Origin of the sequence: Paraburkholderia phosphatilytica (assembly GCF_003443895.1) — a bacterium.
In the GTDB taxonomy this organism is placed as follows: domain Bacteria; phylum Pseudomonadota; class Gammaproteobacteria; order Burkholderiales; family Burkholderiaceae; genus Paraburkholderia; species Paraburkholderia phosphatilytica.
Genome location: NZ_QQOA01000021.1, coordinates 57,548 through 78,676, shown reverse-complemented (window position 1 = coordinate 78,676; position 21,129 = coordinate 57,548). Strand labels below are relative to the sequence as shown.

Sequence of the window (21,129 nt, the reverse complement as noted above, 5' to 3'; positions counted from 1 at the left end):
GGCGCCGATGAGTCGTCTGGTTGTCGTATCGAACCGCACCGCCGATCCCCGCAAGAGCGCGGCCGGCGGTCTGGCAGTCGCCGTCAAGGAGAGCCTGCAGCAGACCGGCGGCCTCTGGTTCGGCTGGAGCGGCAAGATACGCAGCGAGACGGACGCGGCCGAAGGCAGCCAGGATCTGCGCCGGCAGACCGTCGGCCGCGTGACCCTGGCTACGCTGGATCTCGACCAGCACGATCACGACACGTACTACCTCGGCTACGCGAACGGCGTGCTGTGGCCGGTGTTTCACTACCGCCTCGACCTCGCGAAGTTCGACGTGCAGTTCGCGGCCGGCTACCGGCGCGTGAACCAGCTGTTCGCGCGCAAGCTGATGCCGCTTCTCAAACCCGATGATCTCATCTGGGTTCACGACTACCACCTGATTCCCCTCGCGGCCGAGCTGCGTGCAATGGGCTGCACGAACCGCATTGGGTTCTTTCTGCATATCCCGATGCCGCCGCCGCCCATCATGGCCGCGATTCCCGAGCACGAGTGGCTGATGCGCTCGCTGTTCGCCTACGACCTGGTCGGCTTCCAGTGCGAGCTGGACGTCACGCACTTTGCCGCTTACGTCGAATCCGAAGCGCAGGCCGAGCGGCTCGACCGCAATCATCTGCGCGCGTTCAACCGGACGCTGCACGTGGCCGCTTACCCGATCGGTATCGACGTCGACGAGTTCGTGAATCTCGCGAACGGCAAGGAAGGCCGCGAGACGTTCGAGGCCATGCGCGAGGAGTATTCGCGGCGGCGTCTTCTGATCGGCGTCGACCGGCTCGACTATTCGAAGGGTTTGCCGCAGCGCGTGCATGCATTTCGCGAACTGCTCGCGCAGTATCCGGAGAACCGCAACAGCGCGACGCTGATCCAGATCGCGTCGCCGAGCCGTGAAGACGTCGATGCGTACGACAATCTGCGCAGGCAGATGGATAGTCTCTGCGGTGCGATCAACGGCGATTACGGCGAGCTCGACTGGATGCCGGTGCGCTATATCCATCGCAATGTCGCACGCAAGCGTCTGCCCGGGCTCTATCGCGCAAGCCGCGTCGCGCTCGTCACGCCGCTGCGCGACGGCATGAATCTCGTCGCAAAGGAATACATCGCCGCGCAGGATCCGGCCGATCCGGGCATGCTCGTGCTGTCGCGTTTCGCGGGCGCGGCCGAGCAATTGAAAGAGGCGTTGCTCGTCAATCCGTACGACGCGCAAGGCACCGCACAGGCCATTGAACGCGCGCTGACGATGTCGCAGGAAGAGCGCGTAAACCGTCATGCGGCGCTGCTCGATCGTATCCGCAAGCAGGATGTGCACTGGTGGTGCAACGCGTTTCTCGACGCGTTGAAGGGCACCGAAACGACTGCTGTCGCATCGCCTTAGTCCACTCGTTCACGCATGCGACAAATCATGCAAAGCATAAATAGTGTCGCGGCATAAACATATCGAAATTGAATCATTCTCAACGGCATTGCGCATCGCTACGCTTGCGATGACATTGCCTGCGAGAATCCATGATCACCTCTCTTCACGATACTGAAGACGTCCTTCAGCGCCGCCGCCGCGCGTTGCGTCTCCTTGGTGCGACGCCCGCCGCCGCGCTCTCAGCTTCATTCGCGTCGTTCATTGCGTTGAACGCGCGCGCGGCCCAGGCAGCGGCCGCGACTATCGACCTTCATTCCGTTACCGTGGTACTCGGCGATCAGGCGGGCGGCACGCGCGCGCTTGCCGAAGCGGCGAAAGTGCTCGACGGTGCGCCTTATGCGTATCGCTGGGCCAATTTCCAGGGCGCGGCGCCGCTCTTCGAAGCGCAGCGCTCGGGCGCGGTCGACCTCGCGCCGGCGGGTGATCTGCCCGTGCTCGCCGCGGCGATCGGCGATCCGGACCTGAAGATCGTCGCGACGCGCGTCGGCTCCGCGGCGGGGCTCGGCATTGTCGTGCAGGCCGCTTCGCCGATCAAAAGCGTCGCGGACCTGAAAGGCCGTACGGTGTGCGTATCGTCGGCGCGCGGCAGCATCTCCCAATACCAGCTGTACGGCGCGCTCGCCGAAGCGGGCCTGTCGCGCAACGACGTGAACGTGCGCTTCGTGCTGCCCGTCGATGCGTTCGCCGCGTTCGAATCCGGCGCGATTGACGTGTGGGCCACCTTCGATCCGTACTTCGGCATCGCGGTGCAGCGCGGCGGCCGGGTGCTGAGAGACGGCAGCGGCATCAACAGCGGGCTCGGCTTTTTCACCGCATCCGGCACCGCCGTGACCGACCCGGCCAAACGCGCAGCGATTGCAGACGTGTTGCGGCGTCTGCAGCGCGCCGCCGACTGGGCGCTCGCGCATCCCGACGACTACGCGCAGATCTATGCGTCGCTCACCCGCACGCCGCTCGATACGGCGCGGCAGATCACCCGTCGTAGCGCGCTCAGGCAGCGCTTCGTCACGGACGCCGACATCGTCGCGTTGCAGAAGGTCGCGGACGTGTCGTATCGCGATGCGATCCTGCCGCGCCGCATCGATGTGCGGGCGATCTCCGACACCCAGCTGGTCAACGCATGACGCGCATGCAAGGAGAACGCTGACATGTCGACGCAATCGGATCTGCTCGCTTCGCGCGCAGCGGGCGAGCGTGGGCGTTTCGCATGGCCCCGGGGAGACGCACGTCGTGTGCTGGTCGCCGCGGCAGCTGCATTCGCGTGGTTCGCGGGCGCGGCGCTGACGCGCTGGTGGCCTGACCTCGACGACTGGCCGTACACCCACGGGCTGATCGTGCTGAAGCTGATGCTTGCAGCGTGGTCTGTGCTGCTCGCGGTGGCGGGCTGGCGCGCGACCGGTTCTGCTGCACTCGTGGACGCGGACCAGGATCGGCGCGCGAAAGGAAGCGTCGAACTCTGGCTCGGCACCGCACCGTGGCTGCTCGCGCTCGCGATCGGCATCTCGCTATGGGAGGTGCTGACCGCGAAGCTCGAATGGCTGCCGCGGCCGTTCTTTGCGCCGCCTCAGGCGTTGATTGCGGTGTTCTTCGACGATGCTCCGCGCCTCGCATCGAGCGTCGTGCATTCGTTCGGTCTGCTTGCTTATGGCTACGCAATCGGTGCGGCAACGGGTTTTGTCGTCGGCGTAAGCATCGGCTGGTCGCGCGCGGTCGGGTACTGGCTGCATCCGGTGCTGCGGCTGATCGGGCCGCTGCCGGCAACCGCATGGCTGCCGCTCGCGTTCTTTTTCTTTCCGTCGAGCTTCAGCGCGAGCGTGTTCCTGATCGCGCTCGCCACTGCGTTCCCGGTCGCGGTGCTGACGTGGTCAGGTGTCGCGGGCGTCAGCTCCGCGTACTACGACGTCGCGCGCACACTCGGGGCGCGGCCGTCGTTCCTGATCCTGCGGGTCGCGATACCGGCCGCGTTGCCGTCGGTGTTCGTCGGGCTGTTCATGGGACTCGGCGCGTCGTTTTCCGTGCTGATCGTCGCGGAAATGATGGGCGTGAAAGCGGGGCTTGGCTGGTATCTGCAATGGGCGCAGGGCTGGGCCGCGTATTCGAACATGTACGCCGCGCTGCTGGTGATGGCGCTGATGTGCTCCGGCCTGATCACGCTGCTCTTCAGGCTGCGCGACCATCTGCTCGCGTGGCAAAGAGGATTGCTCAAATGGTAACGGTCACGCAAGGCGTCGCGTCCGCGGAACGTCGCGAGGCGGCGGCATCGAATGTGCAGCGCAACGGTGCGCGCATCGACATCCGTCATGTCAGTCATCGCTTTGCGTTGGGCGGCACGGTGCTGCCGGTGCTGGAGGCGGTCGATCTCACGGTCGAGCCGGGCGAGTTCGTCGCGTTGCTCGGGCCGAGCGGTTGCGGCAAGTCGACGCTGCTGAGGCTTGTCGCCGGACTCGATCTGCCGTGGCAAGGCACCGTGTCGGCGAACGGCGAGGCAGTCGCGGGCCCGGATCCGTCGCGCGTCGTCGTGTTTCAGGACCCGACGCTCTATCCGTGGCGCACGGTGCGCCGCAATGTAAGTCTCGGGCTGGAAGCGCAGCGCGGTGCGCGTCGAGCGAAGGGCGGCACACGCGACACAGCACGCAGCGCCGACGAGCGCATTGATGCCGCACTCGATCTCGTCGGTCTTGGCGAATTCGCCAGTGCGTTTCCGCATCAGCTGTCGGGCGGCATGGCGCAGCGCGCGGCGCTTGCGCGGGCGCTCGTCAACGATCCGTCGCTGCTGATTCTCGACGAGCCGTTCGGCAAGCTCGATTCGCTGACGCGCCTGCGGATGCAGGGCGAACTGGTGCGGTTGTGGCAGGCAGCGCGTTTCTCGGTGCTGTTCGTCACGCATGACGTCGAGGAGGCGTTGTATCTCGCGGATCGCGTGATCGTGTTCAGTGGGCGGCCGGCGCGCATCGTCGCGCAGGTACGCAACGATGCGGCACGTCCGCGACATCGCGACGATCCGCGCTTCGTCGCGCTGCGGCGCGAGGTGCTGGCACAGCTGGGCATCGACGCATGACGATGCTTTCGTCACGGCCACGTCAGTGAAGCGTTCATCTTCAGGCAACTCATTTAGCCAGCTCGACCAGTTCATTCAATTCATGCAGTTCAATCCAGCATACGGGGAATCCACACGATGAACACCAGTGACGACACGCCGCGTGTCGACATGGCGCGCCGCATGTGGCTGCGCAACGCCACCTGGGCTGTCAGCGCGGCGGCGCTTGGCGGCGGCTTGCCGCTCGGCTTCACGACGCCGCGCGTCTACGCGGACGACACCACGCGCAACCTGAAACTGTCGTGGAACGCGGGCGCGATCTGCACCGCGCCGGTTCCCGTTGCGGACAGACAGGGCTTCTTCCGTAAGCATGGCCTGCAGGTCGAGCTCGTCAACTTCGCGGGCTCCACCGACCAGCTGCTCGAGGCGATCGCGACCGGCAAGTCCGACGCGGGCGTCGGCATGGCGCTGCGCTGGATCAAGCCGCTGGAGCAGGGCTTCGACGTGAAGCTGACGGCCGGCATTCACGGCGGCTGCATGCGTCTGCTCGCGACGCGCGCGTCCGGCATCGTCGATCTCGCCGGCCTGAAGGGGCGCACGGTGGGCGTCAGCGACATGGCGAGCCCGACGAAGAATTTCTTCGCGATCACGCTGAAGAAGATCGGCGTCGATCCGGACAACGACGTGCACTGGCGCCAGTATCCGGCGAACCTGCTTGGCGAGGCACTGAAGAAGGGCGAGGTACACGCGATTGCGGACGGCGATCCGACCATCTGGCAGCTGCGCGAATCGGACCATCTGTACGAGGTGTCGAACAACCTGTGCGGCGAGTACGAGCATCGCGTCTGCTGCGTGCTGGGCGTACGCGGCTCGCTGATCCGCAAGGACCGCGCGACCGCGCAGGCGTTGACGCAGGCGCTGCTCGAAGCAACCGAATGGACCGCGAACAACCCGGCGCAGGCGGCAGCGATTTTCGCGGAGCATGCGCCGCAGGCCGACGTGGGTCAGCTCACGGCGATGCTGAAGAGCCACACCGATCACCATCATCCAACCGGCGATGCGTTCAGGAAAGAGATCGCGCTCTATGCGGACGATCTGAAATCGGTAGGGGTATTGAACAGCGGGACGGATTCGGACCGCTTTGCGAACCGGGTGTTTTCCGACGTGCTGGTTTGAACGCGGGGGCGTTCAGTGAATGATTTCACATCGTTCAGTGAACGCCCGGCGGCGCGCCATCAAACCAGTGCTGCGGCTTCAGCCTGTTGTCCTTCTTCCTCCGCCACTGCCGCACGCACGAGCGGAATCAGATCACGGCCATACGCGAGCGCGTCTTCCAGCGGATCGAAGCCGCGAATCAGGAAAGTCGACACGCCGAGCCTGCGATATTCGAGCAGCGCATCGGCCACCTGCCGCGGCGTGCCGACGAGCGACGTCGAGTTTCCCGCCGCGTGCGTCAACGCGGCGATACCGGTCCACAGGCGCTGATCGACCACCGGTCCCTTCGCGGCTTCGGCAAGCAGTCGCTGCGAGCCGACGTTCTTCGGATCTTTAGGGCGCACCGTGAATTTTGGTGAACGCGTCACCACGTCTTTCGCGCGTTCGAGGATCGCCTCGGCGCGCGCCCACGCGGCGTCCTCGGTCGACGCGATGATCGGCCGCAGCGACAGGCTGAAGCGGATTTCCTGTTCGCGGCCGTGTTTCGCGGCGGATGCGCGCACACGTGCGATCGTGTCGGCGACCTGCGCGAGCGATTCGCCCCATAGCGCGTAGACGTCCGCGTGCCGGCCGGCGACCGCGATCGCGGCATCGGACGAGCCGCCGAAATACACCGGCAGATGCGGCTGCTGCAACGGGCGAATCTGCGATTGATGGCCCGTGACGCGGTAGTACTCCCCCGTGTGATCGAAGGGCTGCGCGCTGGTCCATGCGCGCTTCACCACGTCGAGATACTCGCTCGTGCGGCGATAACGCGCATCGTGCTGCAGATAGTCGCCATCGCGCTGCTGCTCGGCATCGTCGCCTCCGGAAATGATGTGCACCGCGAGGCGGCCGGCGCTGAAGTGGTCGAGCGTCGCGAGCTGGCGCGCGGCAAGCGTCGGCGCAACGAAACCGGGACGATGCGCGAGCAGGATGCCAAGGCGCTTCGTCTGCTGCGCAACGTACGACGCGATCTGGAAGCCATCCGGCGATGCGCTCGAATGCGCGATCAGCGCGCGATCGAAGCCCGCATATTCGTGCGCCTGCGCAACCGCCGCGATATACGGCGGATTCAGCGTGGGGCCGTGCAGCAGATGGATTTCGCTCTGTTCCTGATGACTCACATAACCGATGAATTCGACGCTCATGGCGCTCGCTCCTGTGTCAGCGTGCTGGGATGGAAGAAGTGGACGGGATGGACGCGAAACCGGCGCGCCCCAGATTGCGCAGCACGGTGTCGTTCTGCGGCGTGTGGATGCGCGCGCACAGCACGTCGCGATAGTGGCGCTCGAGCGGATGGTTGCGCGACAGGCCCGGATTACCGCTCGCTTCGAGCGCGAGTTCGACGGCCGCGATTGCGTCGCGGCTGACGAGATACTTGATCGCAGGCGCCTCGGCTGGCGCGACGTCGCCGCGCGCGCCGGCATCGAGCAGCAGCCGGTTGCTGAGCAGCAATGCGTCGATCCTGCCGAGCGTCTGCTGGAACAAGTCGAGGCTCGCGAGCGGCGTGCCGAGCGCGGAAGGCGTGCGTTCGGCCGCCCAGACGGCGAACCAGTCGCGTGCGGATCGCGCGACGCTGTCGTAGATCGACGGCAGCAGCACGCTCATCCACTGCGCCGTCTGCGGATCGATGCTGTTGGCGACCGACGTTTCCGGCGGTTGCAGGTCCACCGCATGTTCAGCGGGGATATGCACTTTCTCGAACACGACTTCATGGCTGCCGGTGGCTCGCATACCCAGATGATTCCAGGGTTCACCAAAATGAATGCCCGGCGTGTCGCGATGAACGAGGAACGTGCCGACGCGCGGTACGGCTTCATCGGTGCGTCCCCAGACGGCGTACCACGTCAGCCCCGGGCTGCCGGTCGAATAGATCTTGCGGCCGTTCAGCACCCAGCCGCTCGTATCGCGCGCGCCGACCGTCGCGGGCAAGCCGCCGCGCGATGGCGAACCGAGTTCCGGCTCGACGCGCAGCGAGTTGATCAGCGCGCCGTGCTCGACCGCATCGTGCGCAACGCGCTCCTTCAGCGCGGTCGGCCAGTTCGGATTCAGCTGGAGTCGCAGGTGATACAGGTATTGCATGACGAGGATCAGCGCTGTAGAAGGCTCGCCGCGCGCGACCGCACGCACCACTTTAAGCGTCTGCGGCAGCGTGGCTTCGCGTCCGCCCAGCGCGCGCGGTACGGTTAGCGCAAGCAGTCCGGCCGACTGCAGGCGCGCGAGATTCGCATGTGGGAACAGCGCGGCGCGATCGAGTTCGCCCGCGCTTTGCGCGAACGACGCGGTGAGCGCGGCGAGCCATGTGTCGGCCGCAGGGCTGTCGAGATCGGCGAGGGCGTCGAGCGCGGCTTCGTCGGGCTGCGCGCCGGACCCGATCGCGGGATGACGGCTGTTCATCGTGTCGGTTCTCTGTGGTCGAGTTCTCCGCGCTGCATCACTGCGCGCTGAACTCCTTGTCGAAGCTCGGCGTGACATCGAGCGGCGTCCGGATCACGTCCGCGCGGTGGTAGGTGTCGGCGGTCTTCTGCTGCTCGGCGATCACACTGTCGTCGATCGCGACCGGATGAATGTTGCCGCGCTGGTAGACGACCTTCAGCACGTCCACCGGCAGGCCGGTGACGCGCGACTGCATCGCGGCCACCTCGTCCGGATGATCGAGCGCCCAGCGCTGTCCAGCTGCCACACGCTTCAGAAAGTCGGCGATCTCCGCGCGATGATGCTGGATGGAATCGTCGGTGGCGGCTTCGAAGCTGAGACCCGACGACACGCCGACGCCGTTCGCGATGCTGCGGTCGTGGTCGCGCAGTTCACCCAGCGCGACGTACGGGTCCCAGGTGGACCACGCGTCGACGTCGCCAGTCGCGAGTGCGGCCTTGGCGTCCGCGGGCTGCATGAAGTGCACCGACACGTCGGACGGCTTCAGATGCGCGCGTTCGAGCGTCGAGATCAGCAGGTAGTGGCCGATCGAGCCGCGCGTCGTCGCGATGCGTTTGCCCTTGAGATCCGCGGCGCTATGGATCGGCGAGTCCGGCGGCACGATGATCGCGAGATCGACCGGCTGCGTGCGCGTGGCGGCCACCGCGCGCACGCGTGCTCCAGCGGCATACGCAAAGATCAGCGGCGCATCGCCGAGGCCGCCGAGATCGATTGCGCCGGCATTCAGCGCTTCGCCGAGCGGCTGCGCGGCAGGGAAGTTGTACCACTCCACCTTGTACGGCAGATCCTTCAGCTGACCGGACGCTTCGAGGATGCCGCGCGTCTGGAACTGCTGGTCGCCGACCTTCAAGGTGGTCTGCGCGAACGCGGCGTGAGAGAGGGCGAGGGCAACGAGAAGAGCGAGAGATAAACGCATCGGCAGGACGGCATGAAAGACTGAAGAAAGTCCACGATACGCAGCGCGCTGTCATTAATCAAACGCATTGTTCTTCTATGCAAATATGCGAAAAGGAAATGCACGCGGCGAGCGAAACGCGCTGGACGATAACCCGGTTTCTGCGCTACCTTTGCCGGCATCGCGCATGCAGATGTCGCACAGTGTGACCCATCAGGAAGGAGCAGACCGTTCGATGAAATTCGATGAAGTCGAGGCGTTCGTCGCTGTCGTGCGCGCGCAGTCGCTAAGCCAGGCCGCCGACACGCTCGGTCTGACGCAGCCCGCGGTTACGCGTCGCGTGCAGAACTTCGAGGAGGCGTTGGGCGTCGAGCTGCTCGATCGCAACACGAAGCCGCTGCGTGCGACGCCGATGGGCCTCGCTGTGTACCGGCAGTGCTGCGAGATCGTGCGCGAGGTCGATGCGCTGCGCGATCTGGTCGCAACCGATGCGCCGCTCGCCGGCACGTTGCGTATCGGCGTCGCGCAGACCGTGGCGGACGTCGCGCTCGTCGATGCGCTCGGCGAAGTGAAGCACACGCATCCCGCGTTGCAGATGCGTGTGTCGACGGGGTGGGGCGCGCAGTTGCTGCAACAGTTGCAGGACGGCATGCTCGACGCTGCCGTCGCGCTGATGCCCGGCAACCGTTCGTTTGCCGAATCGATCGGGTCGCAGGCGCTCGGCGCGCTGAAGCTGGCGGTCGTCGCGCGCAAGGGCAGCATGAAGCGCAGGCCGTACTCGCTTGCCGAGTGCGAGCCTTATGGCTGGGTGCTCAATCCGGACGGCTGCGGTTTTCGCGCGGGGCTGCAGCATGCGCTCGCGGCGAACGGGCTCGCACTGAAGCTGAACCTCGAAACGTTCGGCACGGACCTGCAGCTCGCGCTCGTCGCGCAGGGCGCCGGGCTTGGCCTCGTGCCGGTACCGCTCCTCAGGACCAGTCAGCACACGGCCGCGCTCGACGTCGTAAACGTCAGCGACTTTCGCCCGGAGATCGCGGTGTGGATGCTGCACTCGCGCACGCTCGGCAAGCTGCAGCAGGCGCTCGCGGTGCTGTCCGCGAGCATCGCGTCGAGCTTCGATACGGCACGCGCGGCACGCGCCGCGTAAGTCTCGCGCGCCGCTTCAGATCACGAAGAACCCGTGCGTGCCGTCGCGCTCCAGTTGCGCGACGAGCCCGTATTCCCACTCCAGGTACGCATTCATCGCTTCGCGCGCGTTGTCGGTGCCCTCATACGGCCGGCGATAGCGATCGATGCGCGGTGACGCGAGATGCGTGTCGCCGCTTTCCACCGGCTGTCCCGCGGCTATCCACGCCGCCGTGCCGCCTTCCAGCACCTGCACGGGCTTGCCCGTCAACGCCGCCAGTTCGGGCGCGACGTACGCGGCGAGCGCGCTGCTCGCACAGGTCAGCACGTAGCGCTTTGCGTCGGGCAGCGCGCGCAGGTCGTCGAATGCATGGCGCAGGCGCGAACGGAGAATCCAGTGCGCGCCGGGTATATGCGCCTTCACGTGATTCGCGCTCGACGTCACGTCGAGCACCAGCACGCCATGCGCCGGATCGGCGAGGAGCGAAGCAAGCGCCGGAGCATCGACGGTCTGCTGCCCTGCTGGCGCAGGTGGGCGAGGACCGCGCCACGGACCCGTCTCTCGAAGCGCGGACGCCGGCACGTCTTCGCCGATCACGTACGCTTCGATATTCATCTGCGCGAGCCATGATGCCGTCATGTTCGCGCGCACGCCGTCGTCGTCGAACAGCACGATGCGCGCGCCGCGTACCGGCGCGAACATCTCCGTTTCCTGCACGAGCTGGCCGCCTGGCGCGCCCTGAAAACCGGGTGCGTGCGCGCGTTCGTACTCGGCCGGCGTGCGGACGTCGAAGCGATACGTGGTGCGGGACGGATCGCTCGCCCAGCGCGCCGCTTCGTCGAGCGTCGTGCGTTTGACGCCGGCGCGCGCGGCGAGCGCGTGCGCGTGGTCGCGCGACTGCGCGAGCGTGCGATCGTCGCGTCCCGCCGAAAGATCGAACTGCCGTGCGCTGCCGTGTTCGAGCGTTTGCCCCGCGAGCGTCCAGCCGATCGTGCCGTTGCGCAGCGCCGCGACCGGATTCGGCAGACCTGCGTTCACGAGCGATTGCGCGCCGATGATGCTGCGCGTACGGCCCGCGCAGTTCACGATCACGCGTGTGGCAGGGTCCGGCGCGAGCGCGCGGGCGCGCAGCACGAGTTCGCCGCCTGGCACGCTGACGCTGCCGGGAATGTTCATCGTCCGATACTCGTCGAAGCGGCGAGCGTCGAGCACCACGATGTCGTCGCCGCTCGCGAGCAGCGCATCGACCGCTTCGGCGGACAGCGACGGCGTGTGACGTTGCGCTTCGACGAATTCGCCGAACGCCTTGCTCGGCACGTTGACGTCGCGAAACGTTTCGCCGCCCGCGCGGATCCAGCCGTCGAGGCCGCCTTCGAGCAACGAGACGTCGCTATAGCCAAGCTCGACGAGCTTCACGGCCGCGCGCTCGGCGAAGCCTTCGCCCGCATCGAGCAGCACGATCGGCACGCTGCGACGCGGCAGGCGCGTCCATGCTTCGAGTTCGAGCTTTGCCAGCGGCAGGTTAGCGGCGAACAGCGGATGCGATTGCGCGTGCGGATCTTCTTCGCGCACGTCGAGCAGTGCGATTTCGCGTTTCGCGAGCAGCGCGTCGCGCACGTCGGCGAACGTACGCAGGGGAAATGAGCTCATGACTGCCGATGGTCCTTGGGGAAATGCCAGAGATTGGGAAGCGTATCGTTCGAGTAGCCGGAGATGAAGCGTTTCGGCGGGCCGTCTTCAGGATAGACGTAGCGCTCCACCGCGCCGATGTTTGCACCATACACGTGGATGCTGATCGACACGCGGTCGTCGTACGCGTTGCTCACGCGGTGCACGTCGCCGAGCGCGGGCGATACGGCTTCGACGTCGCCGCGTTCGAGCAGCGCTTCCGGGCCCGCGGCGAGGAGCGCGCCGTGTTCGTCGCGACGATACGCCTGCGCGCGTTCCGCGCCGCGCAGCACGCCGATCAATCCCCACACGGTGTGATCGTGGACCGGCGTGCGCTGCCCGGGCCCCCAGACGAAGCTCACCACCGAAAAGCGCTGCCGCGCATCCGCGTACAGCAGGAATTGCTGGTAGCGCTCGGGCGACGGTTGCGCGTACGCAGCGGGCAGCCAGTCATCGACGGCGACGAGTTGCGCGAGCGAAGCCTTGCCCTGTTCGATCAGCGTCGTTTCGTCCGGCGCGGTATCGACGAGCGTCGCGATTTCGCCGATGAAGCCGCGCAGGCGCTGCAATGCATCGACGCCCATCAGTCGAGCAGGTCCGGTTCCGCTTCGACGAGCCCTTCGTACAGGCTCTCGAACGCATGCAGCGCGCCGCCTGGGCGTCCGACGCGCTCGTGCGTGTCCGCGGCGATATCGTGCGGGATACGTTGCGGCGTGCCCGCGCTCTCGGCGAGCAGTTGCGTGTGGCACGCGTTGTCGAGCGCGATATACCACCATGCCGCCGCTTCGACCGTCGGGCCGACCGTCAGGATGCCGTGGTTCTTCAGGATCGCGGCCTTGCGGTCGCCGAGCGCATCGGCGATGCGCGCGCCTTCGCTGGTGTCGAGCACGACGCCCTGGAAGTCGTCGAAGAGCGCGTGGTCTTCATAGAACGAGCACGCATCCTGGGTCAGCGGATCGAGCGTGCGGCCCAGCGTCGACCAGGCCTTGCCGTACAGCGAATGCGTGTGCGCGGCGGCGATCACGTCGGGGCGTGCCGCGTGAATCGCGGCATGGATCGCGAACGCGGCCTGATTCAGCGGCCCTTCGCCGACGACGATCTCGCCGCGATGATTGACGAGCAGCAGATCCGATACGCGAATGCGCGAGAAATGTTTGCCGAGCGGATTGACCCAGAAGTGGTCGGTCCATTCGGGATCGCGCGCGGTGATGTGGCCGGCCAGTCCCTGGTCGAAACCGCGCTGCGCGAACAGACGAAACGCGGCGGCAAGACGGGTCTGCCGATGACGGCGTTCGTCCGCGATGCTGCCGCGCGGCGGCGTCTCGTCGAACCAGAACTTGCGGATCGGCGTATCGCGCAGCGCGACGGCGCGCGGTGCGGCAAGCGTGGTGCTCATGATGCGGGTCCTCGGCAGTGTGTCGTGGCGGCGTGAGCGTTCATGCAGCGCGGCGCGCCTGCGAAGTCAGTTCGCGCGTGGCGGGAATCAGCTCGCGGCCATAGTCGATCGCATCTTCGAGCGGATCGAAGCCGCGGATCAGGAAGGTCGTCACACCCAGCGCGTGATAGTCGGCGAGCGTCTCTGCAACCTGCGCGGGCGTACCGACCAGCGCGGTCGAATTCGAGCGCCCGCCAATCTCCTTCGCGACCGCGGTCCACAGGCGCTCGTCGGCGCGCACGCCGTCGCCGGCCGCGGCCAGCAACCGGCGCGCGCCTTCGCTTTGCTGCGGCGCACCGGTATCAAGCCCCTGTTCAGCGCGCAGGCGCCGCGTCTCGTCCAGGATGTGTTCGGCGCGTTCCCACGCGGCCTGTTCGGTGTCGGCAAGGATGGGCCGGAACGACACCGAGAAGCGCACGCTGCGGCCGTGTTTCGCGGCCTCGGCGCGTACGCGCGTCACCTGTTCGAGCACCTGCTGCTTCGATTCGCCCCATAGCGCGTAGACGTCCGCGTGTTTGCCGGCCACTTCGATCGCAGGCGCCGACGCGCCGCCGAAGTAGATCGGCACATGCGGCGTCTGCTTCGGCTTCACTTCGGAGAATGCCTGCTCGAAGCGATAGAAGCGACCGTCGTGATCGAATGGACGCGATTCCGTCCAGACGCGGCGCAGCACGTGCAGATATTCGTCGGTACGGGCATAGCGTTCGTCATGTGACAGAAAATCGCCATCGCGCCGCTGCTCGCTGTCGCTGCCGCCCGAAATGAAGTGCACCGCGAGGCGCCCGCCCGACAGCTGGTCGAGTGTGGCGATCTGACGCGCGGCCAGCGTCGGCGCAACGAAGCCGGGCCGATGCGCGAGCATGAAATGCACTCTCGACGTGACGCTCGCCGCATAGGCGACCGTCAGCATCGCGTCGGGGCTCGTCGAATGGTAGGGCACGAGAACCCGGTCGAAGCCGGCCGCTTCGTGCGCCTGCGCAAAGCGGCGCAGATAGCCGATGTCGATTGCCGGTCCCTGTGCGAGGTGGGTCTCGGATACTTTCTGCGGCTGGATCATGCCGATGAATTCGACGCTCACGATGGCTCCCGGTGGACGCATGTCGGATACGGAAGGGAAGGCGCAGGAGGCCTTCCGGGTGACGTGCAGGTTAACACCGGGCCATGCAACGCTTAAATATTGATTGTCGATAAACATATCGGAATTGCATGTTTGAATCCGCGCTGAACGAGTCGCTGTGCCATTCATTGTGCGTTCGCACATACGGCGCGACGTGTCTGGTTCAGCGCCGGCCACACGCTCGCGCGCTTGCTTTCCTATACTTCGTTCAATCGACGAGACACGACGTTCAATATTCTGGGCACAGGCTTTCAGCAGGCTGCCGGCCCGCAACGATCGAAGGGCCGCCCGTGCTGGCGGCCTGCATCCGCGCGCGATGCCCGCCACTCGGGCCGCGCGGCAGGAGACGTCCGTCAGGGAGACAGAGATGAGCGAGCAGACATCGGATGCGCCGCACCCATCGGCCACCTCGGGAGCCGGCGATCCCACCCCGCACCGCCGCGCATTGCCCGCGCTCGCGCTGGCCGCGCTCGGCGTCGTGTACGGCGACATCGGCACGAGCCCGCTGTACACGCTGCAGACCGTGTTCGATCCGGCCAACGGCCTGCCGATGAACGCGGCGAACGTGCGCGGCATCGTCTCGCTGATCGTCTGGTCGCTGACGATCGTCGTGTCGCTGAAATACGTTGCGCTGATCCTGCGCGCGAACAACCACGGCGAAGGCGGCATCATGGCGCTGCTCGCGCTCGCGGCCTCGTCGGTAACGAACCGGCCGAAGCTGCGGCATGCGCTGCTCGTCGTCGGCATCATGGGAGCGGCGCTGTTCTACGGCGACAGCGTGATTACACCGGCCATTTCCGTGCTGAGCGCGGTGGAAGGGCTCGAGGTCGCGGCGCCCGTGCTGAAGACCTATGTGATCCCGATCACGCTTGCCGCGCTGATCACGCTCTTCGTGATGCAGAAGCACGGCACAGCCGGGATCGGCGTGGTGTTCGGGCCGGTGATGGTGCTGTGGTTCGTCGTGATCGGCGTGATCGGCCTGTTGAACATCGCCGATTCGCCGGCGATCCTGATGTCGCTCGATCCGTTCGAGGGCCTCGCATTCTGCGTACGTCACCGCTGGCTCGCGTTCGTCGCGCTGGGGGCGGTGGTGCTGTCGCTGACGGGCGCCGAGGCGCTGTACGCGGACATGGGGCACTTCGGCGCGCAGCCGATCCGCGTCACGTGGTTCGGGCTCGTGTACCCGGCGCTCGCGCTCAACTATCTCGGCCAGGGCGCGCTGCTGCTTGCGCGGCCCGCTGCAGTGCAAAACCCGTTCTATCTGCTGTTTCCCACCTGGGCGCTGTACCCGATGATCGTGCTCGCGACGATCTCGACCGTGATCGCTTCGCAGGCCGTGATCTCCGGCACCTATTCGATGACGAAGCAGGCGATGCAGCTCGGCTTTCTGCCGCGTATGAGCGTGATCTACACGTCGGAGAAGGAGATGGGGCAGGTGTACGTGCCTGGCATCAACTGGACGCTGCTGCTCGCCGTCGTCGCGGCCGTGGTCGGCTTCGGTTCGTCGGCGGCGCTCGGCTCCGCGTACGGCATCGCCGTGACTGGCACGATGCTGATCACGACCTTCCTGACGTTCTTCGTGATCCGTTATGCCTGGCGCTACAACTGGGCGCTGTGCGTCGGCGCAACGGCGTTCTTCTTCGTGATCGACGCGACGTTCTTCTCCGCGAACCTGATGAAGATCGTGCAGGGCGGCTGGTTCCCGCTCGCGATCGGGCTCTTCATCTTCACGGTCATGGCGACGTGGGGACGCGGCTGGCAGATGATGGTGGCCGAGGCACGGGTGCGGGCGGGTGCGACGCCGTTGAAGCCGTTCCTCGACAAGCTGTTCGCGCATTGCCCGGTGCGGGTGGGCGGCACCGCGATCTTCCTGTCTCCCGACCCGAACGGCGTGCCGCATGCGCTGATCAACAATCTGATGCACAACCGCGTCTTTCACGAATGTGTCGCATTCCTGACCGTCAACACGAAGGAAGTGCCGTACGTGCCGCGACGCGAGCAGGTGGCCGTGCATCCGCTCGGCGAGGGCTGCTATCAGGTGACGATCACCTACGGCTTCAAGGACGAAGTGGACCTGCCGCGTGCGCTCGAAACCTGTTCGTCGGCGGGGCTCGTCGTCGATCCGACGCAGACGTCCTACTTCCTGAGCCGCGCGACGGTGGTGCCGACTGCCGGCAAGGGCATGGCGTTATGGCGGGAGCGGCTCTTCGCGGTGATGCTGCATAACGTCGGCAATGTGGCAGCGTATATGAAGCTGCCGGCGAACCGCGTGATCGAACTGGGCGCGCGGGTGGAGATCTAGCGCGCTTTTTTCCTCGCCTACACCCGCAACGCCTTGCGCAACCGTTCCGGCGACAGCGGCAGTTCGCGGAACCGCTGGCCGGTCGCATTAGCGATCGCATTCGCGAGCGCGGCGGACATCGGTCCCTGCGACGCTTCGCCGACGCCGAGAAACGGCATGCCCGGCCGGTCGATCAGTTCGACGTCGAGCGTCTTCGGCACCGACGAAAACCGCAGGATCGGATAGGTGCTCCAGTCGTAGCTCGTGATGTTGTGCGTGTCGAAGGTGGTGGCTTCGAACAGCGTCCAGCTCGACGACTGGATGATGCCGCCCTCGACCTGATTGCGAACGCCATCCGGATTCACGATCTGCCCGCAATCCACCGCGCTTACCACGCGTTCGATCGTCACGTGACCGGTGTCGCGGTCGAACGCGATTTCCACCGCGATCGCACAGTACGCCATCAGGTTCTTGTACATCGCGAACGCGAAGCCGACGCCGTGCGGATGCGTGCGCGTCGCAGGGTCCACGTGCCAGCCGAAACGCTGCGCCGCGCGTTCGATCACGGCGCGTGCGCGCGGATCGTCGAGATGCCGCAGACGGAACGCGACCGGATCCGCGTGCGCCGCGAACGCGAGTTCGTCGACGAAGCTCTCGATCGTGAAGATGTTGTGATACGCGCCGAGCGAGCGCATGGCCGACACGCGAACCGGCATGTCGGGAATGAAGTGATACAGCACCGATACGTTCGGAATCCTGTACAACGGAATGCTGTTGCGGTCGCCGCCGCCCTCCGGCATCGGAATCGGCTTCGGCGGCGCGGGCGTGAATGGTTTCGCGAGGAACCATGCGGGCATCAGCCGTCCCGCGTTTTCGATGCGATTGTTGTGCGTGTTGCTCCAGATCCGGTATTGCCAGTCGACGATCTGCCCGGAGGCGTCGAGCGCCGCGCTCACTTCGGTCGTCATCGCCGGGCCGAACGGCTCCCACGTGTGTTCCTGCTCGCGCATCCATTGCACGCGGACCGGCTTGCCCGGCACCGCGCGGGCGATCAGCGCGGCGTCGGCGGCCACATCGTCGGCGGCGTTGTGGCCATAGCACCCGGAGCCTTCCAGATGGATGCAGCGGATGCGCTCGGGCGGCATCGACAGCATCTCCGCGAGACCCTTGCGCAGCGGAAACACGCCCTGCGTGTGCGTCCATACCGTCATCGTGCCCTGATCGAGCCACGCAACCGCGCATGACGGACCGATCGAGCCATGTGTGAGGTACGGCTTGCGATACTCCGCGTGCAGCGTCGTCACGGGCGGCGCGGCCGCGGCGGTCGTGTTCGCGACGGCGATGTCCTGCGCGGGCAGCTCCATCAGCGTGTCGTGAATCGTCGCCTGCTGCGGCAGCGGCGGACCGTCGCGCCATTGGGCGCTGGCCGCGAGCGCGCGCATTGCAAGAATCGCGCGCCATTCGTCGTCCGCCGCGACGGCGAGATAGCTGCCATCCACGACCACCGCGACGACGCCCGGCATGCGTCGCACCGCATCGGCATCCACGCCCGCGAGCGTCGCGCCATATGAAGGCGGGCGCACCGCGCGCGCATGCAGCATGCCGGGCAGCTGGAGATCCTGCACATAGCTCACGCCGCCCGTCACCTTGCCGGGAATGTCGACGCGCGGCCACGACGTGCCGATCGTCGTGTACGACTGCGGCGCGCGCGTCGGCACGCCGGGCTGCGCATCCTGATGCAGGTTCACGCCGCTGACCGCCTCGCCGAAGCTGAGCGTGCGTCCGTCGCTGCTCGCGATCGCGCCATCGCGAACCACGAGCGTAGCCGCATCCACGCCCAGTTTCGCGGCGGCCGCGTCGAGCAGCAGCACGCGCACCTGCGCGGTCGCGTTGAGGATCGCGGTGCCGCTGTCGGCGGTGGAATGGCTGCCCGCGGTGTAGCCTTCGTTCGGCGTCAGGCCGGTATCCGCGGTGACGAGCGCGATGCGCTGCGGCGGCACGCCGAGTTCCTCGGCGGCGATCTGCATGAACGCCGTGCGGATCCCGGTGCCGAGTTCCGCCTTGCCGGTGAAGATGGTGATACGGCTCGCTTCGTCGATCCTGACCCACGCGTCGAGCGACGGCGTCGTCTTCAGACTGCCGGGCAGCTTCGGCGCCGATGCGTTGAACGTGCCGGCTTCGGTGGTGGTCTGCGCGAGCGCGCGCGCGGCGGGCAGCAGCGTGAAGCCGACCATCACGCTGCCCGCCGCGAGAAAGCGGCGGCGGCCGGTATCGATGCTGACTGGACGCTCGCCGCTCATGCGGGCTGTCCCTGCGGGCGCTGCTGTGCGTTCTCTGCCTGCTGTGCCGCTTCGCGGATCGCCGCGAGGATCCGCATGTGCGTGCCGCAGCGGCACAGGTTCGGCTCCATATGCTCGCGAATCTGCTGTTCGCTGGGTGCAGGCACGCGATCGAGCAGGGCCTGCGCGCGCATCACCATGCCGGCGATACAGTAGCCGCACTGCGCGGCCTGGCGGTCGATGAACGCCTGTTGCAACCGGCCGGGATGCGCCGCGGTGCCGAGCCCTTCGATAGTCCGCACATTGCGCGTACCGACCGCGACCACGGGCAGCAGACACGAAAACACCGGCTCGTCGCCGACGATCACCGTGCACGCGCCGCATTGCCCGAGCCCGCAGCCGAACTTCGCACCGTGCAGGCCGAGCTGGTTGCGCAGCGCGTAGAGCAGCGGCGTCGACGGATCGAGATCGAGCCGATGCGAGACGCCATTGACGGTCAGCGTAATCATGGATTGCCTGCCTCCTTGCGCAGCTTCGCGACGCTCGCTTCATCCACGCTCCATGCGGGCTGGCTGCTGAAGCGCGCCCGCAGGAACGCCGCGAGGTCGGCGATCTGCGCGTCGGTGAACACGTTGCGGAACGCCGGCATCGACGGGCCGCTCGCGCCGGGTTGAGCGCGGATGCCGTCGAGCATCGCGCGCAGCACGTTGCGCGGCGTGTTCGCGTTCGACGCGCTGCCGAGCGCGAGCGAAGGGCGGTTGCCGAGCGTCGTCATCGGCGCGTGTGGTGCGTGGCACTGCGCGCACGCGCCGTTGAAGAGCGTCGCGCCGTTTTGCACCCGTGCGGTTACTGCATCGGCATGGCCATTGGCATTGACGTTCGCTTCGGCTTCAGCCTCGGCTTCGGCCGACGCGTGTTGTTGCGATGGCGAAGAAGCAGGCACTGCGCCTGCCGCGGCCGGTGTCATTTGCAGCGACATCAGGTAATCGGCCATCGCGGTGACGTCGCGTGCCGATGCGTCCGCAAGCGATTGCGTGACGGGCCGCATCGGGCCCGCTGCCGCGCCATGGTCGCTTGCGAAGCCCGTACGCAGATACGCGACGAGCTGATCGCGCGTCCACGGTTTCGGTGCGCTCAGCAACGCAGTAAGCGAAGGCGCCTGCCAGCCTTCGATCACCGCGCCGCTCAACGCATGGCCGCGTTGTTCCGCGCCGAGCAGATTGAGCGGCGTGTGGCACGCGGCGCAATGGCCGGGGCCGTCGACCAGATACCGTCCGCGTTCCAGTTCGACGGCGTCGCTACTCGCCGCAGCCGATGCGCCCGCTGCGAAGTCCGCGGCGGCATCGCCGTTCGGCTCGACGCCGCGATGCAGAAAGAACAGATTCCAGCCCGCGATCAGCGGACGAAAGCCGAGCGGGAACACCAGCCGGTTCGCGGGCGGCGTCGCCCGTACGGGATCGCGCGACATCAGGAACGCGTAGACCGCGGCGATGTCCGCGTCGGTCATATGCGTGAAGTGCGGATAAGGGAAGGCCGGGTACAGCAGATGGCCGTCGCGCGACATGCCGCGCCGCATCGCGCGTGTGAACGCGTCGAGCGACCATGCGCCGATGCCGGTGTCGCGGTCGGGCGTGATGTTGGTCGACCAGATCGTCCCGAACGGCGTATCGAGCGGACGGCCGCCAGCAAACGGCGCGCCATGACTCGCCGTATGGCACACCGCGCAGTCGCCGATCGCGGCGAGTTCGGCGCCGCGATGCAGCGTGGCGGCCGCGTTGTCACTGGGCAGCGGCGACGGGTGCTGCGAGGCCGGCGATTCGGCTGCGTGCGCAACGGGTACAAGCGCGGGTACAAGCACGGGTGCGAGCGGCGCCAGCGACGCCAGGCGCGCCGGCATGATGCCGTCGTGATCACCGACACCGGCCGCCACTGCAAGTGCCACGACGGCAGCGATCGCGATCGATCTGCCTGTCATGGGTCCTCCGTCGCGGCGTGTCGACCATTGCTGGATAGACCGCCTCGACGCCGCCGTGTTCCTCCGGCGCGCTCACTATACGCACGACTCGCGCAGCGCTGCCTTGCGGATGCCTTGCAGCGCCGCTGCGATTTGTCACGTCGGTCACGTCGGTCGCGCCCGTCGCGCCCGTCGCATCGGCCGCGAACTGCACCGGTATCGCGCGCCAGGCGCTCTGCGCCCGTCGCGCG

At 66.7% G+C, this 21,129-nt stretch carries 17 protein-coding genes; 7 read left to right on the top strand and 10 right to left on the bottom strand.

Going from position 1 to position 21,129, the window contains the following annotated elements; genetic code table 11:
- Positions 1–7: 7 nt before the first annotated feature.
- From otsA to DVS29_RS21855, 5 genes are all read left to right on the top strand, one after another.
- On the top strand, positions 8–1,411 hold the full coding sequence (gene otsA / locus DVS29_RS21875) for an alpha,alpha-trehalose-phosphate synthase (UDP-forming) (protein WP_118182582.1): 1,404 nt from the start codon (positions 8–10) through the stop codon (positions 1,409–1,411).
- Between the two features lie 131 nt (positions 1,412–1,542).
- The gene (locus tag DVS29_RS21870) at positions 1,543–2,577 is read left to right on the top strand and encodes an ABC transporter substrate-binding protein (RefSeq protein WP_118182581.1); all 1,035 of its coding nucleotides are present in this window, start codon (positions 1,543–1,545) and stop codon (positions 2,575–2,577) included.
- A gap of 24 nt (positions 2,578–2,601) precedes the next feature.
- Positions 2,602–3,666, top strand: coding sequence for an ABC transporter permease (locus DVS29_RS21865; RefSeq protein ID WP_118182580.1), 1,065 nt, complete (start codon positions 2,602–2,604; stop codon positions 3,664–3,666).
- Positions 3,660–4,511, top strand: a complete 852-nt coding sequence (locus DVS29_RS21860; RefSeq protein WP_118182579.1) for an ABC transporter ATP-binding protein — start codon at positions 3,660–3,662, stop codon at positions 4,509–4,511. The genes DVS29_RS21865 and DVS29_RS21860 overlap by 7 nt, the downstream gene beginning before the upstream one ends.
- A 117-nt stretch (positions 4,512–4,628) precedes the next feature.
- Positions 4,629–5,666 (top strand): ABC transporter substrate-binding protein, encoded by a 1,038-nt coding sequence (locus DVS29_RS21855; RefSeq protein WP_118182578.1) that lies wholly within the window; start codon positions 4,629–4,631, stop codon positions 5,664–5,666.
- A gap of 59 nt (positions 5,667–5,725) precedes the next feature.
- On the opposite strand, the gene DVS29_RS21850 is transcribed toward DVS29_RS21855, so the two are convergent.
- Genes DVS29_RS21850 through DVS29_RS21840 form a run of 3 tightly spaced genes read right to left on the bottom strand, consistent with a single transcriptional unit; the run spans position 5,726 to position 9,039 of the window.
- Entirely contained in the window at positions 5,726–6,835 is a 1,110-nt protein-coding gene (locus DVS29_RS21850) for an LLM class flavin-dependent oxidoreductase (protein ID WP_118182577.1), read from the bottom strand.
- Between the two features lie 16 nt (positions 6,836–6,851).
- Entirely contained in the window at positions 6,852–8,084 is a 1,233-nt protein-coding gene (locus DVS29_RS21845; RefSeq protein ID WP_118182576.1) for an acyl-CoA dehydrogenase family protein, read from the bottom strand.
- A 37-nt stretch (positions 8,085–8,121) separates the two neighbouring features.
- Entirely contained in the window at positions 8,122–9,039 is a 918-nt protein-coding gene (locus DVS29_RS21840) for an ABC transporter substrate-binding protein (protein WP_118182575.1), read from the bottom strand.
- Between the two features lie 214 nt (positions 9,040–9,253).
- Between DVS29_RS21840 and DVS29_RS21835 the strand changes: the two genes are divergently transcribed.
- The gene (locus DVS29_RS21835; RefSeq protein WP_118182574.1) at positions 9,254–10,165 is read left to right on the top strand and encodes a LysR family transcriptional regulator; all 912 of its coding nucleotides are present in this window, start codon (positions 9,254–9,256) and stop codon (positions 10,163–10,165) included.
- Between the two features lie 15 nt (positions 10,166–10,180).
- Here the strand turns inward: DVS29_RS21835 and DVS29_RS21830 are convergent, their stop codons facing one another.
- From DVS29_RS21830 to DVS29_RS21815, 4 genes are read right to left on the bottom strand one after another with little or no spacing between them, the layout of a single operon-like run.
- Complete coding sequence (locus tag DVS29_RS21830; RefSeq protein WP_118182573.1) at positions 10,181–11,794, bottom strand: rhodanese-related sulfurtransferase; 1,614 nt, start codon at positions 11,792–11,794, stop codon at positions 10,181–10,183.
- Positions 11,791–12,396: a cysteine dioxygenase family protein gene (locus DVS29_RS21825; protein WP_118182572.1), complete on the bottom strand. Its 606-nt coding sequence runs from the start codon at positions 12,394–12,396 to the stop codon at positions 11,791–11,793. Before DVS29_RS21825 ends, DVS29_RS21830 begins: the two co-directional genes overlap by 4 nt.
- A complete protein-coding gene (locus tag DVS29_RS21820) occupies positions 12,396–13,208 on the bottom strand; it encodes a class II aldolase/adducin family protein (protein WP_118182571.1) in 813 nt (270 codons plus the stop codon). Before DVS29_RS21820 ends, DVS29_RS21825 begins: the two co-directional genes overlap by 1 nt.
- Before the next feature lie 40 nt (positions 13,209–13,248).
- Positions 13,249–14,325, bottom strand: coding sequence for an LLM class flavin-dependent oxidoreductase (locus DVS29_RS21815; RefSeq protein WP_118182633.1), 1,077 nt, complete (start codon positions 14,323–14,325; stop codon positions 13,249–13,251).
- Between the two features lie 406 nt (positions 14,326–14,731).
- On the opposite strand from DVS29_RS21815, the gene DVS29_RS21810 reads away from it, so the two are divergent.
- The gene (locus tag DVS29_RS21810) at positions 14,732–16,666 is read left to right on the top strand and encodes a potassium transporter Kup (RefSeq protein ID WP_118182570.1); all 1,935 of its coding nucleotides are present in this window, start codon (positions 14,732–14,734) and stop codon (positions 16,664–16,666) included.
- 17 nt (positions 16,667–16,683) lie between these two features.
- Here the strand turns inward: DVS29_RS21810 and DVS29_RS21805 are convergent, their stop codons facing one another.
- Genes DVS29_RS21805 through DVS29_RS21795 form a run of 3 tightly spaced genes read right to left on the bottom strand, consistent with a single transcriptional unit; the run spans position 16,684 to position 20,821 of the window.
- A complete protein-coding gene (locus tag DVS29_RS21805; protein WP_240655731.1) occupies positions 16,684–18,945 on the bottom strand; it encodes a xanthine dehydrogenase family protein molybdopterin-binding subunit in 2,262 nt (753 codons plus the stop codon).
- On the bottom strand, positions 18,942–19,433 hold the full coding sequence (locus DVS29_RS21800; protein ID WP_118182569.1) for a (2Fe-2S)-binding protein: 492 nt from the start codon (positions 19,431–19,433) through the stop codon (positions 18,942–18,944). Before DVS29_RS21800 ends, DVS29_RS21805 begins: the two co-directional genes overlap by 4 nt.
- The gene (locus tag DVS29_RS21795; RefSeq protein ID WP_118182631.1) at positions 19,430–20,821 is read right to left on the bottom strand and encodes a cytochrome c; all 1,392 of its coding nucleotides are present in this window, start codon (positions 20,819–20,821) and stop codon (positions 19,430–19,432) included. The genes DVS29_RS21800 and DVS29_RS21795 overlap by 4 nt, the downstream gene beginning before the upstream one ends.
- Between the last annotated feature and the right edge of the window lie 308 nt (positions 20,822–21,129).

What these genes read in the sequence shown, in the direction of transcription:
- otsA (WP_118182582.1), top strand. Translation starts at nt 8, where the DNA reads ATGAGTCGTCTGGTTGTCGTATCGAACCGCACCGCCGATCCCCGCAAG.
- DVS29_RS21870 (WP_118182581.1), top strand. Translation starts at nt 1,543, where the DNA reads ATGATCACCTCTCTTCACGATACTGAAGACGTCCTTCAGCGCCGCCGC.
- DVS29_RS21865 (WP_118182580.1), top strand. Translation starts at nt 2,602, where the DNA reads ATGTCGACGCAATCGGATCTGCTCGCTTCGCGCGCAGCGGGCGAGCGT.
- DVS29_RS21860 (WP_118182579.1), top strand. Translation starts at nt 3,660, where the DNA reads ATGGTAACGGTCACGCAAGGCGTCGCGTCCGCGGAACGTCGCGAGGCG.
- DVS29_RS21855 (WP_118182578.1), top strand. Translation starts at nt 4,629, where the DNA reads ATGAACACCAGTGACGACACGCCGCGTGTCGACATGGCGCGCCGCATG.
- DVS29_RS21850 (WP_118182577.1), bottom strand. Translation starts at nt 6,835, where the DNA reads ATGAGCGTCGAATTCATCGGTTATGTGAGTCATCAGGAACAGAGCGAA.
- DVS29_RS21845 (WP_118182576.1), bottom strand. Translation starts at nt 8,084, where the DNA reads ATGAACAGCCGTCATCCCGCGATCGGGTCCGGCGCGCAGCCCGACGAA.
- DVS29_RS21840 (WP_118182575.1), bottom strand. Translation starts at nt 9,039, where the DNA reads ATGCGTTTATCTCTCGCTCTTCTCGTTGCCCTCGCCCTCTCTCACGCC.
- DVS29_RS21835 (WP_118182574.1), top strand. Translation starts at nt 9,254, where the DNA reads ATGAAATTCGATGAAGTCGAGGCGTTCGTCGCTGTCGTGCGCGCGCAG.
- DVS29_RS21830 (WP_118182573.1), bottom strand. Translation starts at nt 11,794, where the DNA reads ATGAGCTCATTTCCCCTGCGTACGTTCGCCGACGTGCGCGACGCGCTG.
- DVS29_RS21825 (WP_118182572.1), bottom strand. Translation starts at nt 12,396, where the DNA reads ATGGGCGTCGATGCATTGCAGCGCCTGCGCGGCTTCATCGGCGAAATC.
- DVS29_RS21820 (WP_118182571.1), bottom strand. Translation starts at nt 13,208, where the DNA reads ATGAGCACCACGCTTGCCGCACCGCGCGCCGTCGCGCTGCGCGATACG.
- DVS29_RS21810 (WP_118182570.1), top strand. Translation starts at nt 14,732, where the DNA reads ATGAGCGAGCAGACATCGGATGCGCCGCACCCATCGGCCACCTCGGGA.
- DVS29_RS21805 (WP_240655731.1), bottom strand. Translation starts at nt 18,945, where the DNA reads ATGAGCGGCGAGCGTCCAGTCAGCATCGATACCGGCCGCCGCCGCTTT.
- DVS29_RS21800 (WP_118182569.1), bottom strand. Translation starts at nt 19,433, where the DNA reads ATGATTACGCTGACCGTCAATGGCGTCTCGCATCGGCTCGATCTCGAT.
- DVS29_RS21795 (WP_118182631.1), bottom strand. Translation starts at nt 20,821, where the DNA reads ATGCCGGCGCGCCTGGCGTCGCTGGCGCCGCTCGCACCCGTGCTTGTA.